This window comes from Saccharopolyspora spinosa NRRL 18395 (assembly GCF_000194155.1).
GTDB classification, from domain to species: Bacteria; Actinomycetota; Actinomycetes; order Mycobacteriales; family Pseudonocardiaceae; genus Saccharopolyspora; species Saccharopolyspora spinosa.
Genome location: NZ_GL877878.1, coordinates 1,459,593 through 1,474,679, shown reverse-complemented (window position 1 = coordinate 1,474,679; position 15,087 = coordinate 1,459,593). Strand labels below are relative to the sequence as shown.

The 15,087-nt window shown below is 68.5% G+C and carries 14 protein-coding genes and 2 pseudogenes; 8 read left to right on the top strand and 8 right to left on the bottom strand.

All coding sequences use genetic code 11. The features are described from left to right. Positions 1-34: 34 nt before the first annotated feature. The 5 genes and pseudogenes from SSPN_RS59440 to SSPN_RS42865 form a co-directional block, all read right to left on the bottom strand. Entirely contained in the window at positions 35-283 is a 249-nt protein-coding gene (locus SSPN_RS59440; protein WP_010693292.1) for an FCD domain-containing protein, read from the bottom strand. Further along, positions 280-468, bottom strand: a complete 189-nt coding sequence (locus SSPN_RS59435) for a hypothetical protein (protein ID WP_237710662.1) — start codon at positions 466-468, stop codon at positions 280-282. Before SSPN_RS59435 ends, SSPN_RS59440 begins: the two co-directional genes overlap by 4 nt. A gap of 97 nt (positions 469-565) precedes the next feature. Further along, positions 566-649, bottom strand: a pseudogene (locus SSPN_RS59430) (MerR family DNA-binding transcriptional regulator); the annotation flags it as partial. A gap of 94 nt (positions 650-743) precedes the next feature. Then, positions 744-1,208 (bottom strand): NUDIX hydrolase, encoded by a 465-nt coding sequence (locus SSPN_RS0107505; RefSeq protein ID WP_010693290.1) that lies wholly within the window; start codon positions 1,206-1,208, stop codon positions 744-746. Positions 1,209-1,357: 149 nt separating this feature from the next. Then, a pseudogene (locus SSPN_RS42865) lies at positions 1,358-2,687 on the bottom strand (ISL3 family transposase). A 440-nt stretch (positions 2,688-3,127) separates the two neighbouring features. Here SSPN_RS42865 and SSPN_RS56490 point away from each other — a divergent pair. The 3 genes from SSPN_RS56490 to SSPN_RS0107475 all read left to right on the top strand — a co-directional run bounded on the left by SSPN_RS56490 (position 3,128) and on the right by SSPN_RS0107475 (position 7,996). After that, entirely contained in the window at positions 3,128-3,292 is a 165-nt protein-coding gene (locus SSPN_RS56490; RefSeq protein WP_010693288.1) for a hypothetical protein, read from the top strand. A 51-nt stretch (positions 3,293-3,343) separates the two neighbouring features. After that, positions 3,344-5,026, top strand: coding sequence for an NB-ARC domain-containing protein (locus SSPN_RS48675; protein WP_010693287.1), 1,683 nt, complete (start codon positions 3,344-3,346; stop codon positions 5,024-5,026). A gap of 312 nt (positions 5,027-5,338) precedes the next feature. Further along, positions 5,339-7,996, top strand: coding sequence for a sugar-binding protein (locus SSPN_RS0107475; protein ID WP_010693286.1), 2,658 nt, complete (start codon positions 5,339-5,341; stop codon positions 7,994-7,996). A gap of 81 nt (positions 7,997-8,077) precedes the next feature. On the opposite strand, the gene SSPN_RS0107470 is transcribed toward SSPN_RS0107475, so the two are convergent. Next, the gene (locus SSPN_RS0107470; RefSeq protein ID WP_010693285.1) at positions 8,078-8,686 is read right to left on the bottom strand and encodes a TetR/AcrR family transcriptional regulator; all 609 of its coding nucleotides are present in this window, start codon (positions 8,684-8,686) and stop codon (positions 8,078-8,080) included. A gap of 667 nt (positions 8,687-9,353) precedes the next feature. Here SSPN_RS0107470 and SSPN_RS59425 point away from each other — a divergent pair. Then, positions 9,354-10,055, top strand: a complete 702-nt coding sequence (locus tag SSPN_RS59425; protein WP_272941728.1) for a damage-control phosphatase ARMT1 family protein — start codon at positions 9,354-9,356, stop codon at positions 10,053-10,055. A 355-nt stretch (positions 10,056-10,410) separates the two neighbouring features. On the opposite strand, the gene lhgO is transcribed toward SSPN_RS59425, so the two are convergent. Next, complete coding sequence (gene lhgO / locus SSPN_RS0107460; RefSeq protein WP_010693282.1) at positions 10,411-11,658, bottom strand: L-2-hydroxyglutarate oxidase; 1,248 nt, start codon at positions 11,656-11,658, stop codon at positions 10,411-10,413. Positions 11,659-11,775: 117 nt separating this feature from the next. On the opposite strand from lhgO, the gene SSPN_RS42850 reads away from it, so the two are divergent. Both SSPN_RS42850 and SSPN_RS48670 read left to right on the top strand, forming a co-directional pair. Further along, complete coding sequence (locus tag SSPN_RS42850) at positions 11,776-12,441, top strand: GntR family transcriptional regulator (RefSeq protein ID WP_010693281.1); 666 nt, start codon at positions 11,776-11,778, stop codon at positions 12,439-12,441. Then, a complete protein-coding gene (locus tag SSPN_RS48670; RefSeq protein ID WP_010693280.1) occupies positions 12,438-12,740 on the top strand; it encodes a hypothetical protein in 303 nt (100 codons plus the stop codon). Before SSPN_RS42850 ends, SSPN_RS48670 begins: the two co-directional genes overlap by 4 nt. 214 nt (positions 12,741-12,954) lie before the next feature. Here the strand turns inward: SSPN_RS48670 and SSPN_RS0107440 are convergent, their stop codons facing one another. After that, the gene (locus tag SSPN_RS0107440) at positions 12,955-13,320 is read right to left on the bottom strand and encodes an RNA-binding S4 domain-containing protein (protein ID WP_010693279.1); all 366 of its coding nucleotides are present in this window, start codon (positions 13,318-13,320) and stop codon (positions 12,955-12,957) included. A 399-nt stretch (positions 13,321-13,719) separates the two neighbouring features. Between SSPN_RS0107440 and SSPN_RS0107435 the strand changes: the two genes are divergently transcribed. Both SSPN_RS0107435 and SSPN_RS0107430 read left to right on the top strand, forming a co-directional pair. Continuing rightward, positions 13,720-13,980: a hypothetical protein gene (locus tag SSPN_RS0107435; RefSeq protein WP_143539629.1), complete on the top strand. Its 261-nt coding sequence runs from the start codon at positions 13,720-13,722 to the stop codon at positions 13,978-13,980. Between the two features lie 152 nt (positions 13,981-14,132). Further along, on the top strand, positions 14,133-15,053 hold the full coding sequence (locus SSPN_RS0107430) for a DUF5996 family protein (RefSeq protein ID WP_010693277.1): 921 nt from the start codon (positions 14,133-14,135) through the stop codon (positions 15,051-15,053). Positions 15,054-15,087 lie beyond the last annotated feature (34 nt).

Below are 15,087 nucleotides of genomic sequence, written 5' to 3'. Positions count from 1 at the left end.
TGAGGACTCCACGGTCGATCCAAGTCAGGCGCGACTACGGCTCGTCACCCGGTGTGACCAGGGATTCCTGTTGCGAGATCACGCGGTTCAGGTGCTGGCGCGAATTCCGGCGCGCTGCCGCTGCGTCGCCAGCAGTGATGGCATCGAGGATGGCGCGGTGCTCGGCGAAAGTCCTCGGGAGGCTCGCGAGGTAGGCGCGTTCGTTCTTGTAGGACTCGCGCAGGCAGGTGTTCACCGGAGCCATGAACCACGAGAAGAACGGGTTCCCGCAGGATCGCGTCACGATCTCGTGGAACCGAAAGTCCTCCCCGAGGCAGAGATGGTATTCGCCGGGGTGTCGTTCGGCGCTTCCAGCGACGCGTTGAGGTCGGCCAGGTTCTCGTCGGTGCGGCGCTCGGCGGCCAGGGCCGACTGGGCGTCGTTGCAGGCCCTGAAAGCCCCATCCAGGTGGACGCTGGGTCGAGACATTGTGGACGCTTCCCCAACTGGACGCCTTGGGCGGCCGGTGGAGAACAGCTTGCTCAGCGCGGCAACCCGAACGCGGATCGACATCAGACGGTGGCAGCAGCCCCAGCTCGTCGTAGAGCCGCAACGCCTTCGGCGGCAGGCCCGATGCCTGTGCGAAATCGCCGATGCTCAGCCTGGCCATGATGGCTCCCTCCCCGTCCCGGGCACCTCGCCCGGTGATCAGACCCTGCGGGTTGTCCCTGGGTGAAGGTCAAACCCCAGTCGACGACAGGCGGTCAGAAGCCGAACGTGGTGACCCGGGGGAGGGTGCCTGCGCACAGGTGCTGGAGGATGTACTGCTCGTGGGGCACTGTCGGATTCGGCGGTGCGTCCAGCGGGAACCACTGCAGATCGGCGGTCTTCTCAGGCTCGGCCCGTCTGGGCCTACCGGTCCAGCGGTGGCATTCGAAGAAGAAGTCCACCCGCTCGTTGATCGCCCGGTGGTCGCCCTGCGTTCGGTGCATGACCGACAGCGGTACGAGGTCTTCGGCGGAGATGTCGATGCCGAGTTCCTCGGTGGCTTCCCGGCACGCGGCGTCGATGACGGATTCACCGGATTCGACGTGGCCCGCCGCGGCCAGGGCCCAATGCCCGTCCATATATCCGGTGTTGCGGCGCAGCTGCAGCAGCACCTCCTCGCGGGCGTCCGACCTGCGAAGCGCGATGTAAACGGAAGGAACGACCTGAAACCGATCAACCATGGAACCGACCCTAGTCCCAAGATTTCGGGGCTGTTGGCGACGTCGGCCGCCCAGGAACATGCGGAAGCACGAGCCCGCTCGTCGCGGAGGTGGTCTGGTCGTCCTGGCCAAATGGCTTGTTTTTGGGGCTCTCCTGACGTATGTGTGGGTTAAGTGCGCCCGGGGAGGGTGAGTGTCGGGCCGCCGAGGTTGAGCATGACGAGGGCGATCAGGGCCTGGGGCGTGTGGAACCCGAAGGCCATGCGGGTGAAGAGTCTGATCTTGGTGTTAGTGGACTCGATCAGGCCCTGAGACAGCCCGTGCTCCAGGCTGGCCTCGATGGACGCGCGGATGCGGACCACGGACTTGCAGAGCTTCTGGATGGGTTCCAGGGTGCTGCGCCCGGCCTCTTTGATCCAGGCGTCGAGGATGCGTTTGCCCTGCTTACCCCTGGCTTGGAAGACGATGCGGAGTTTCTCTTTGAACGCGTAGGCCTCGTGGAGGCGGGGGCTGGAAGCCGTGATCCACTTCAGGGTGAGGCTTTGGTCCTGGGTGAGGTTGTCGGGATTTTTCAGCAGGGAGTAGCGGGCGTTTTTGAACTCCCTGGCCAGGTCCTGCCGTGGGGTTTCCGGCTTCGGATCATCGGCAGTGGGGCGGCCGACACGACGGTCCTGTTCTGCGCGTTCGGTGTCGGCGAGTGCTTTGAGGGCACGCCATTCCTGGCGGCGGACGGTATCGATGGCGTCGGTGGCCCAGGCCACGATGTGAAACGGGTCGGCGCACAAGATCGCTTGCGGGGCGCGTTGTGTGACCGTCGAGGCGATCCAGTGCGCCGCGTCAGCGCTGACGTGGGTCAAGGCCGCGGTGCGTTCGGGTCCGAGTTCGTCGAAGAACGTGCTCAACGTGGCGGCGCCCAGGCCCGGCGCGGCCCAGATGACCCGACCGGTGTCGTGGTCGACCACGATCGTCAGATAGCGATGGTTCTTCTTATAGGAAACCTCGTCGATCCCGATCTTGCGGACCCCGTCGAGCAGGTCGATCTCAGCGGAGATGTCGGCCCAGACCCGGTCGATGACCGACCCGACCGTTTTCCATGCGATTCGCAGCAACTCCCGCACGGTTGACTTCGAGGTTCGCACCGCCAGCCACGCCACCTGGGCGTCAAAGACAAGCGTGTGCCCGGCACCATGCCGAGCCCAGGGCACCCGAGCCACAGTCACCCCGTGCTCGGCACAGCGCACCCTGGGCGCGTCGGCTGCCAGCCACATCTGCGTCAGCCCGCAATCCACACTCCGCCACTCACGGCGCCTCCCGCCGTCGTATCCAGGGCTTCTCCGACCGCACCGGCCGCACCGGTCATGCTCGCCCTTACGGCGGCTGGGCCGCACATGCAGCACTACCCGCTCTGCGGCCAGGACGGCCTTCTTCGAAAGCCACACGCTCGATCACGGTCCTGTCGTCCAGACCCGCCATCGCGCGCCATACACTGACATCCGGCACGTCGTTCGCTCCCTGATCAGCTTGTTGATCTCGCAACCAACAACCTAGCCCGAAGCGAGGGCGTGCCTTCATCTTCCGGACCCAACCCCAGGCCACACGCCCACTAATCGATCACAAGAGCCGTTTTTGGTGGCCGATCGGCTGCGGGGCAGGGCTCGGCCTGACGGATGATCCGCGATGTGGGTGGTCGCGGCGATCCTGGTAACGATCGCACTCGGCGGTGGGCCGGGTGGGCTGCGATGTCAGGAGGAACACGTGTAAAGCTCAGCGGTCGGTGCTGGGGTGCTGAAGCCCTTGGTCGGTGACCGTGGTTCTCATGCGCCGGCAAGTGGTTCGCGGCGGTGGACTACTTCGAGAGCCGCGAGATCCCGTTCATCGTGCGGTCGCGGCTCTGCTGGGCGGGTCTCGGGCGCGCGGTGGAAACTCCCGAGGTCTGATACGTGATGTTCGGCAAGGCGCAGGGCGTGGTGGTCCCGAAGGGCGTGATGACCCCGCAGCAGCAGGCCGAGTTCGCGGACTTCGTCGCGCGGCTGCGGCCCGCCCCGGCCCGACGACCGGGCCCGCACATGTCCTTTCCCCGCACGGGTTTTCACCGCTGGCGCTAAGATCACCCGGTAACGTCACATTGGGCCAGATGGGATGGGGGTGGGTGCCTCGTGGGCGATGAGGGCGAGACGAACAACGAGCAGAGCGGCACGGTCAACGGGCCGGTTGCGCAGGTGGGTGCCGTCTACGGCGGTGTTCACTTCGGCGGACAGCACCAGGAGCCGGTGGTGCCGCGGCAGCTGCCGCAGGCCGTTGCCCCGTTCACCGGGCAGGCGGACGAACTAGCTGCGTTGCACGCCGTGCTGGCGGATTCCGCCAGGGCTGTGGTGATCTCGGCGGTCGAGGGCACCACGGGCATCGGCAAGACGGCCCTGGCGGTCCACTGGGCGAATCAGGTGGCGGACCGGTTCCCCGGCGGGCAGTTATACGCGGACCTGCGGGGTTCTGACCCTTCCGGCTGGCCGGCGCGACCCGGCGATGTGCTCCGGAGCTTCCTGGAAGCCTTGGGAGAAGACAGGATTCCGTCGGATGTTGCTGCTCAGGCGGCCCGGTACCGCACGTTGCTGGCCGACAAGCCGGTTCTGGTGGTGCTGGACGACGTCCGCGACGCCGAGCAGGTGCGCCCGCTGCTGCCCGGTGGTTCCAACTCCTTCATCGTGCTGACCAGCCGAAACCCGCTGACCGGCCTGATCGCCGAGGGCGCCCGCTCGCTGATGCTGGACGTGCTCAGCGCGGTCGAGGCGCGCGAGCTCCTAGTCCGCCGGTTGGGGGAGGACCGGCTGGCGGCCGAGCCGCAGGCCGCCGACGAGCTGATCGTCGTGGCGGCCAGCGCGGCGGGCGTGCCGTTTTCCGCGTTGGCAGCGGAGTTGCGGAACGCGGTCAGCCCGCCGGGCGTCGGCAACCTGTCGGCGAGGATGGCGGCGGTGCTCGACTGGGCCCGCGCGCGAACGGCGCCACCGCCGGTCGATGGGGACTGGCGCAGCCGTGTGCGGACTCCGGTGTGGCTCCGCAGCCCGAAGGTGCTTTTCGCGGCAGCCGCGGCGGTCGCGGCGACCACGTTGTTCGTTTCCACCCCGATGATCGCCGCTTCGAGTTTCCTGGGGCTCGGCTACTTCTTGATCCGGTTCGCCATGCTGTTCGCCGGGTTGGTGCTGATGGAGCGCCCCAGCGGACGAGGCGCGGTCGGTACCGGGCTGGTCGTCGCGAACGCGGTCTACTGCCTCGTGGACGCGCTCGCCTCGATCCACGCCGAGGCCGATGTGTGGGTCTGGCTGGAGTTCTTCTCCGTGATCGCCTTCACCGTCCTGCTGGTCATGCGGCTGGCGCCGTTCGACGTGCTGCCCCGGCGCGCCCGCATCGTGCCGCCGACCCGGCGGCCGCTCGCCTACGTCGTGGTGGGCGCAGCCGCCGCGCAGTTCATCCTGCTGTTCGCCGGGATCCCGCACGAATACGGCAGCATGACCGTGCTGGCCGGGGTGGGAGCGCTGGCGGCATTGCTGCCGGTGGTCGCTATCGGCGGGCTGTGCGCGGCCACCGCGCTCACGGAGCCCGGCGACGAATCCCAGCGGGCCTTCGTCGCCGCGACCGTCGCCGCATACCTCGGCCCGGAACTGCTGCTCCTGCTCGGCTCCCTGCTCCTAGGCCCCCGATTCACCTACCTCGGCAACGCCTTCTGGTCCGACGGCGCATATCAGGGTTCCTGGGGCACCTTCGCGGTTGCGCAAGCCGTCGCGGCGGCAGCGCTGCTTGCGTCGACATGGGTGCTGCTCCGGCGCGCAGCCGCGCGGGCCTGACCTGGACCAGCCTACGCTGAGCGATCCAGCCGTTCGGCGGCTTGGGTTGCCTTTTCCCTGGTTGCGCGACCGACTGTGTCGCCAACGCCCCCAGCGGAGCAGCGCCGAGCACGCGCGTCAGATCGACGCCCTCCTCCCACCGTGCGACGGTGAATGTCTTGACCTCGAGCAGCGTCTGCTTCGAGCCGGTCCGTCACCGCTGTCGTCCTGAAGTGTGAGATGTCTTCTGCGGTGGACTGTTCTTGCGTGCGCGGTGATCGGGGCCGTGCCATTCTCGGCGCCGCATGATCGTCTCGTCCGAGGAGTGGATCGGTGCCATCGGTTCGTGCATGTTCGGCTGTCGCGCTGGCGGGGGTGCTGGGTGCGGGGATCCTGCCCCCGGCGGCTTCCGCGCAACCGGAGCCTCAAGACCTGGAAGTTCTCTTCGTCGGGGCGCATCCAGACGACGAAGCTTCGCTGCTGTCCACCTTCGGCCGCTGGCGGCACGACCACCAGGTGCGAACCGGTGTCGTGACCATCACCCGAGGTGAAGGGGGTGGCAACGCGGTCGGACCGGAGGAAGGACCGGCGTTGGGCCTGCTGCGCGAAGGTGAGGAACGCCGTGCTGTCGGAGGTCTCGGCATCTCGGACGTGTACAACTTGGACAAGCCCGACCTCTACTACACGGTGAGCGCCCCGCTGACCGAGCAGGCCTGGCACCACGACGAGGTGCTGGCGAAGCTCGTCCGCGTCGTGCGGCAAACCCGGCCCGAGGTCGTGGTGACCATGAACCCCGCGCCCACGCCGGGCAACCACGGCAACCACCAGTACGCGGCACGGCTCGCGCTTGAGGCCTACCGCCAGGCCTCCGATCCCGCGGCGTTCCCGGAGCAGATCAGCGACGAGGGTCTCTCGCCGTGGTCCGTGCGCCGGGTGCTGTCCAACGCGGCCGGGGCGGAGGAGGAAGTCCAAGGCGAGGACTGCGAGAAGCGCACCACGTCGGTGGATTCGCCGGGGCCTGAGTACTACGTGTACGGGGTCGTCGGGGACACCAACTGGGAGCAGCGGGAACGCGTCGCCGAACGCGAATACAAGAGCCAGGGGTGGGCCACCCGGCCGGACGTCCCGCGCGATCCCGCGCAGATCGGATGCGACCACCTCACCGAGATGGCCAACCGCGCCGCGCACATGCCAGGGGCACAAGGCGCGGATGCGCCGTTGCTCGGGGCACTGCTACCGATTCCCGGCGGCTTGCCGGTCGGAACCGGGCTGACCGCGACCGCAGAGCGCTCGCGGATCACCGCCGGTGCGAGCACGCCGGTTCACGTCGAGGTGACCGCACCGGCGAACACGGCGTTGCAGGCGGGCCGGGTCGCGCTGGATCTTCCGCCAGGATGGGAACTCCAGGGCGACGGCGCCTTCGGGCCGCTGGAACCGGGGGAGACCGCAGGAGTCGACCTAACGGTGGCGGTTCCCGGCCGGCACAGATCCGAGCGGGTTCAGGTGCCGGTGCGCGTCGAATCCCCGCAGGGCCGTGGGGAAAGTGAGCTGCGGTTCGACGTCGTGCCACCGGTAGTGGCCGAGCAGGCACCGCTGCCGGGTGTCGCGGAGTTCCAGCGGTGGACCACCGACGCGCAGCTTCCGTTGCTGCAGAACGAGGTCGCCCCGGTCCAAACGGTCCCGGCCCTCGGCAAACGCGACGTGCAAGTGGTCGTGCGCAACTACAGCGCGAAACCCCGTTCCGGCACGGTTCGGTTCGTGCCGCCTCAGGGGTTCGAGGTGCCGAACGCAGAGCAGCCGTTCCAGGCGACCGCTGCCGGGGAGACTTCGGTGCTCACCTTCGAGGTGCGCGGCACGGACCCGGAAATGCCCACCGGAATGCACGGCGGCGATCACCCGTACACCCTGATCACCCGCACCGATGACGGCGCGACGGGCGAGAGCGCCGCAGCCTTGGAACTGGTTCCGGCCACCACGATTCCGCAGTCCGGCACCGAGCCGGTGGTTGACGGTGAAGCGGGACCGCAGGAATATCCGGGCGCGCCGCTCGACGCATCCGCGCTGTGGGAAGGGGAGGGGTGCGCGGCGCCGGATTGTGCTGCCACCGCAAGGTTCTCCTGGCGCGGTGAGACGCTGTACGCACTGGTCGACGTGGTGGACGAGAAGCAGGGCGCGGTCCTGGCACCCGAGGACTGCAAGCGGCACTGGCGCACCGACGCCGTCGAGATCACCATCGACCCGAAGGCGGATTCGGAGAACACGTCGAGCACGTTCAAGGTCGCGGTGCTGCCGACCACCAGCGGATCCGGGGCACCCTGCCACGCCAGGGACGCCGACAACCACCAGGGCCCGGGCGAGGAGACGGCGCCCGGCGTCAAGATCGCGTCCAAGCTGCGCGAGGGCGGGTACACGGTCGAGCTGGCCATCCCGCTGCAAGTGCTGCCCGGTTCGGTCGATCCCCGGAAGCTGGGTTTGAACGTCCTGGTGTACGACTCGGACACCCAGGACCTGACCGGCCAGTCCCGGATCGGCTGGTCCACCTGGGGAGGCGTGCAAGGCGACCCGTACCGCTGGGGCCAGGCGATCCTCCAGGACCGGCCCGCAGGCCGGCCCGCCCCGCCACCTGCCTCGGTGCTCCCGCTGAACGCGCTGTCCTCGGTGGATTCGCCCCGGTCGATCGACCAGGCGGTACTGCGGAACACGTCGCTGGGCGGCGCGCGGCCGGCAGGCGATGCGGGAACGAGGCTCACCGGTGCGCAAGCGGAGCAAGGTGAGGTCCACGCCCGCCTCGAAGTGAACGGACCGGGCCGGGTACACCTGTTCGTGCTGGACGCCAACGGCGCAGTCCTAGCGGACCAGGGGCTCGACGTGAACGGCCAAGGCGAAAGAAACGTCCCGATCAAGATCCCCAACGGCACCCCGGCAAGGGTCCTGGCCGGGTTCACAACTCCCGGAGGAGCCACAAAAGCCTCCGCAACCGATGTGCCGTGACCAGCCATAACCTCGTTCAGGTGTGGCATTTCAGCGGGGACTTGCAGCTCGCGCAGCAGATCGTGCCCGGTCGCGTGGAGGTCAGGGGTTCGCGCTGCGGCCGCGGAGCAGCGGTAGGTACACCTCGTCGACGATCTCGACGATGGTGCTGTCGGGCGCTGTCGCGAGCCCGCGGGTGATGTACTCGTTGCGCAGCAACGTGATTGCCACGGTGGCGACTCGTGGATGCAGCACTTCGGGGCGGATCTCGCCGCGGGCGACTGCGCGTCCCAGGATCGTCAGCCACACGCCCGCTCCGTCGGTGAGCTGTTCGTGCAGCTGCGCCAGCAGTTCCGGTTCGTCGCCGATGCTGGACAGCAGGCCGCGGACGATTTCGCCCTTGGGGGAGGACAGGTCGCGGTTGATCCGCCGCAACAGGGTGAGCACGTCGCCGCGCAGCTCCCCGGTGTCGGGGGCCTTCATCTCGGTTTCGACCATCTGCCGGTACGCGGCAACGCCGAGTGCTGCCCGGTTGGGCCAGCGGCGGTAGATCGCGTTCTTGTTGGTACCCGCGCGTTTTGCGACGCGGTCCATGCTCAGCCCGGGATACCCGGACTCGACGAGCTCGTCGGCCGCAGCGCGCAGGATCGCCTGCTCCAGGGCGGCCCCGCGCCGCCTGGTCGGGGCTGGGCCGGGCGATTCGTCCGTCATGTTCCCTCCCGAATTCGGTACGGATCGTACCGATTCTCTCAGGAGAAAACATGACGGCAGTTGCTCGGTCCGGTACGTCAAGTGTCTTATTCCTCGACGTCGTCGACCAGCACTGGAACCGATCTCTTGCCGCCGGGGTCAGCGCCAGGAACCAGCCGGGGAACGTGCGTAGGCTCCCGGTTGCAAGTTGGTCGTGGAGCACAGCGGGGAGTTGTCGTGGGATCGGAAGCGCAGTCGATCACGATCGGGGTGCCTGGTTCGTTCGCGTGGAAGGTGTTCCACGAACGCCACCCGGCCATGATCGAGCAGTTGTGCGCCGCGTTCCCGTTCGGGGCCGGGGTGCGTGACAGGCTCGCGGAACTGCTGCGCGAGACGACCGGGGGAGTCGTCGAACCGCTTGACGACGACGCGCCCGACCACGGCGCCTGGGCGGCTTGGGCGGAAGACCGGCTGGGCAGGCCGTGGTCCGAATGCTCGTTCCTGTGGGCGGAGAGCTACTTCTTCCGCAAGCTGCTCGCCGCCATCGGGTACTTCGCGCCCGGTCCGTGGCGCGGTATAGATCCGTTCGCCGAAGAATGCCGAGCTCGGCAGCGCGGGTGCGGCCGAAGCGCTGGCTGCCTTCAACGAGCTGCCGCTGCTCGGGGAGCGCGGCCGCGACGACGCGGTGGTGCAGGCCGCGGTGTGGGGAAACCAGGCCGACCTCGCGTTCCGGATGTCGGTGGACGCCGAGGGCGCTGCGGCGGGGTTGGTGACCGGCGACAGCCTGCTGTTCTGGTCGCTGTTCGACGCGCCCGGTCCGGTCCACCTCGTCGCCGACAACTCCGCTGGTGAACTGGCCGCCGACCTGGTGCTGGTCGACCACCTGCTGACGACCGGCCGCGCGGACCGCGTCGTCCTGCACGTCAAACCGACCCCGTACTACGTCTCCGATGCCACGCCCGCCGACGTGCTCGGCGTCCTGCGCCACCTGATCGAGCTGGCCGGGGAGGTGGGTGCGATCGGGCGGCGCGTCTGGGACGGCCTGCGGGCCGGTCGGATCGAGGTGCGCGACCACCCGTTCTTCTGCGCTCCGCTGGACTACCGTGGCATGCCCTACGACCTGCGCGAGGAGTTCGCGTCCGCCTCGGTGACCATCATGAAGGGCGACCTGAACTACCGACGGCTCGTCGGTGACCGGTATTGGCCCCCTACCACGTCCTTCGTCGATGTCACGTCGTACTTCCCGGGCCCGGTCGTCGCCTTGCGGGTCCTGAAATCCGAGGTCGTGGTGGGACTCGACGAAGCGACAGCGGCGACGTTGGACAAGACCGGCGATGCCTGGCGGACCAGCGGCTCGTACGCACTCATCCAGGCGGCCCGGCCGGTCTGAACGCCGATCGGCCGGCGCAGTCGTGCGGGGTACGAGCCATGCACGATCCGCCTGGCAGCTTCTTCGCACGTTTTGACGTTCCCCGGTGCTTGCGGATCGGGGTGCGGCGGATTGCCCGCATCGGTTCTCGTTCTGTTATGGGGATTTGCCACCGGGCGCGTAGATCTGGTCGCCGAATTCGCAGTTGGAGCTCGCTATCCGACCCTCCGGGTTGTTGCGCCTGCTGGCAGCAGAACGGACACCGCTCTCGGTGCGGTCCGACCCGCTGGCGCGCACAGTGGCCGGGAACTGCTTGGAGGGGAACGCCGTTGCGGCGAGGTCGCGGCAGGTGGTTGCGCCGCAACGGGTTTCCAGGTCAGCTTCCGGTTGGGGACTCGCGCACGCGCCGGGCGATGTCGGCGAGCCCGAGCTGGTCGAAGGCTTCGGCGGCGATGTGGCTACCGATGAGCAGGCTCGAAGTCGCCGCTGGCGACGGGGCATTGAGCACGTGGATCGCGCGCGGGGTGTGGCTGATGACGAAGTCGTCGACCAGCTCGCCCGTGGCCTTGACGGCCTGCGCCCGCACGCCGCTGCCGTGCCGGCGCAGATCTTCGCTGTTGATCTCCGGGAGCATCCGGCGGACTTCGCGGACGAACAGCGGCCAGATCAGCGATCGGCTGATTTCCGCGAGGCCGTAGCGCCAGTAGCGTCGCGCGAGCCCGTGCAGGGCGGGATCGTGCAGCAGTTCGGCCAGCATGCGCGGGTCGACGTCGCGCCACCGGTATCCCTGTCGCGCCAGGGCGGGCACTGCGTTGGGTCCTACGTGCACGGTGCCGTCGAGCATCGGTGTCACGTGCACGCCGAGGAAGGGGAGGTCCGGGTCGGGAACCGGGTAGACCGGATTGTTGATCAGCCTGCGGCGGGCCGGGCGGATCTCGGCGTACTCGCCGCGGAAGGGCATGATCCGCACCGGCGGCCGGTGCCCGGCGGCTTCGGAGATCTTGTCGCTGTGCAGGCCCGCGCAGTTGACGATGACCCGGGCCCGGACCTCGCCGGTGGGTGTGTGGACGGCGGTCCGGTCACGGCCGACGGTGAACGACCGCGCTGGCGAGTTCGTGCGCAGGTCGGCGCCGAGTTCGGTGAGTTCGGCCGCGACGGCGCGGCACACCTGGCCGAAGTCGGTCATCGCGGTGTCGGCGACCGCCAACGCGCCAACCCCGGCGACGTGCGGTTCCCGCTCGGCGATCTCGGCGCGGTTCAACCGCTGCACCGTGACGCCGTTCTCCCGGCCTCGGACTGCGAGCGCGTCCAGCCGCGGCAGCTGGTCCTCGGCCGTGGCGACCACGATCTTGCCGGTGCGCTTGACCGGCACGCCGTGCTCGGTGCAGTAGCGGATCATCGCCTCTCCGCCGGCGCGGGCCAGCCGCGCTTTGAGGCTGCCCGGGGCGTAGTAGAGGCCACTGTGGATCACGTTGCTGTTGTGCCCTGACTGGTGCGCGCCCCAGCGCGATTCCTTCTCCAGGACGGTCACGGAGGCATCCGGGTGTGCGCGCAGCACCGCCCTCGCCGTTGCCAGGCCGAGCAATCCACCGCCGATGATTGCGACGTCGACCTCACCGGACATCCGGGAACCTTCCTCTCGCATTGAATCGCAGCGAATGTATACAGTCGCTGCGGATTGGCCAAGCGTTATCACTGGCGCAGTGACTCGCGGGCAGCCCGGACCAGCAACAGCGCCGAGATGATCGCCGCGCGGCTGCGGAAATCCATCCGGCGTGGCGAGCTCCTCCCCGGCACCCGCCTGGTCCAGGAACAACTGGCCGGCGAAATGGAAGTCAGCCGCATCCCGCTGCGCGAAGCCCTGCACGCACTCGCCGCCGAGGGCCTCATCGAGGTGCAACCGCAGCGCGGCATGATCGTCGCCGAGCTCAGCCACGGCGACATCACCGAGCTCTTCGAACTGCGCCTCCAGCTCGAACCTAATCTCGCCGACGAGATCGTGCGCGGCTGCCGTGAACGCGACATCGACGAACTGCAGGTCATGGCCGATCAGATGCGCGAGAAGTGCGCCGACGCGGCGGGCCGCGCGTTCCTCAACTACCAGTTCCACCGCCGGATCTACGACCTGTCGAAAGCGGCGGCTGGCGCTCCGCTTCATCGACCAGCTGCTGCACCTCGTCGAGCCCTACAGCCGCCGCTGGGTCCGCTCCGGGCTCGGTCCCTGCTTCCCGGTGACCTGGTGCTGACCAGCTGCCTCTGGTACTACGAACCGGCCGACAGCCGCCCGTTCGCCGCCGCGTTGGCACGCAGCCAAGCAGCGGGCCTCATCGTCTGGCTGCTCGTCACCAGGGCGATGCCCGCGGGGCTGGTAGCCGCGTGCGCCGAACTCGACCTGCCGCTGCGGTGATCGCCGAGGACCGGTCGTTCACGCCGGTCTGCGAGACCGTGCTAGCGAAGAAGCAGCGGTTCTCCCTGGAACAGCGGCAGATCGCAGACCTGGTCGGCGCGCTCGGCATCGCTGTGATCGGCGGGATCGTGGTGTTCTTCCCGGCGCTGGTGAACCCGGTGTTCGGCCTGCGCTCCGCGCCGCGCCCGACGATCGACCTGGTCACGGCCTACAGCGGAGGCAAGATGACGATGATCCGCAAGGTCGCCGTCCCGGCCGCGCTGCCCGCGCTGCCCGGATCGCCGTGCCTGGTGCCTTGATGGGAGCTCTGATCGCGGAGTGGCTGGCCAGGGCACCGTGGCAGCGATCCTGCGCGCGGTCGGAGGTTTCCGCTACGACGAGCTGTGGGCCTCGGCCGTGGTCCTCACGGCGGCATCGATCGTCCTCTACACGGTGGAGGGCCTGATCGAAACGGCAGTGGTGACCCGCTTCTTCCCGGATCGGGGAGCGAAGAACCAGGAGCGCGCCCGCCGGTCAGATCCGCCCGTCGCGGAACTTTTCGATCATCCGGCGGTCGCGTTTCGTGGGCCGGCCGGTGCCCCGCTCGCGGCGGGCCACGGGCATCGAGACCTCCGGCGGCGGGGCCGGCGTCCGGTCGATGTAGCAGGTGGAGGCATCGGCCGCGCCGACGCGACGCTGGATCACCCGCACCACCTCGACGATCCGGGTCCGGTCACCGACGCGCGCTCGGATTTCGTCGCCGGGGCATACGGTGGTCGCGGGCTTGGCGGGGCGGTCGTTGACGCGCACGTGCCCGCCGCGACACGCCGCGGCGGCGTCCGGTCGGGTCTTGGTCAGCCGGACGGCCCAAAGCCAGCGATCGACACGGGTGGACTCCACAGCACTACATGATTGCACGACCAGCCAAGGCCCGAAGCGGGTGCGGTCGGCGGGCGTCAGGTGAATCCCTGACACGGCAACGGGGCTGTGAATCTTTGGGCTGCCACGAGACTCACAGCCCCGTGCGGATCAGGCCGCTGGCTGGGCGGAGTGTGGAAGGTCGAACTCCCCGGCACGGACCCCGGCGACAAAGGCATCTCACTCGGCGACCGTGTAGGACAGCGTTAACGAGCGTGCGGGGAGCGACTGGAGATCGGCCCGTCGTCCCATCGGCAGCTCTCCCTGTGTTCTTGGGGCGGTCGGCCGACTGCCGATCTCAGTATCACAAGCGGCCAGCGTGTACCCGATGGTTTGAGGCTCGGTCTGCCCCGAGCTGTCCGGGAGTGCACGGACTGCATCGTGTCCGCCGCATTCGGAAGCGCTGGTGGGCAAGGAGAATCCGACGCTTTGGCGGCGGACGGCATCCCGGCGCGGATCGACACTCCTGGACAAATGGTGTCCGCCATGCGCTTGCTCCAGGGCGACCTCGCCTGTGAAGCGGAGCAGATCTCCCTCGGTGATGTCGATACGGCAAGCCTTGGATGCCTGGCCGACGAAACGGAGTGGTTTGCCCGCGCGCTCCGTCGGTTCGGGTGGCTCGCTGCGCAGCGCCAGTCGTAGGGTCGCGCACTGCCAGGCCGTGGCGTTCTCACACTGGTCGGGCGCGATTTCGTGAGCAAACGCGTGCACGTTCGTAAGTGTGCTCCGCAGCGCGGTGGGGCGGCCGGAAATGCACACTGGGCCCGTCAGGTCAGGCGTGCCGGGGGGCGGCTATGACGGGTGTTCGAGATTCGGTCGGGGATTGGCCTTCGCTGCTCGTGCAGGATTGGGCCGAGACTCGCGACACGCTGCACATGTGGACCCAGGTCGTGGGGAAGGTCCGGTTGGCGATGGAGCCCATGCTCAACCACTGGTGGCAGGTTCCGCTGTACGTCTCGGCTCGCGGGCTGACCACCTCGGTGATGCCGCACGACGGGCGGGCGTTCGACATCGAGTTCGACTTCTGCGCACACCAGCTGCACATCCGATCGAGCAGCGGCGACGCCCGGCAGGTCCGATTGGAACCGAAATCGGTCTCGGAGTTCTACCGGGAGACCATGACCGCGCTCCGCGAGCTAGACCTGCCGGTTTCCATCTGGACGATGCCGAGGGAGATCGAGCATGCCATTCCGTTCGAGGAAGACAGCGAACACGCCTCCTACCACCCGGAGCACGCGCGCCTGTTCTGGCGGCAGCTGCTCGCCGCCCACCGGGTGCTGACCGCGTTCCGGTCCCGGTTCGTGGGGAAGGTCAGCCCGGTCCACTTCTTCTGGGGCGCGATGGACCTGGCGGTCACCCGGTTCTCCGGCCGCACCGCGCCGGAACATCCCGGCGGCGCACCCAACTGCGCGGACTGGGTGATGGTAGAGGGTTATTCCCACGAGCTCAGCAGCTGCGGGTTCTGGCCGGGCGGACCCGGTGAGGGCACCTTCTACTCGTACGCGTACCCCGAACCCGCCGAGTATGCTCAGCACCCGGTCTGCCCGGAGGACGCCTTCTACAGCCCCGAGGTCGGCGAGTTCCTGCTGCCGTACGAGACCGTGCGAACCGCGGCGGACCCGGATGCAACCTTGCTCGAGTTCCTGCAGACCACCTACGAAGCCGCCGCCGAACGCGGTGGCTGGGACCGCAGCCAGCTGGAAACCACCCGGTAGTCGAGGTGTGGTGCGTGTGGGGCGTCGATTGCCG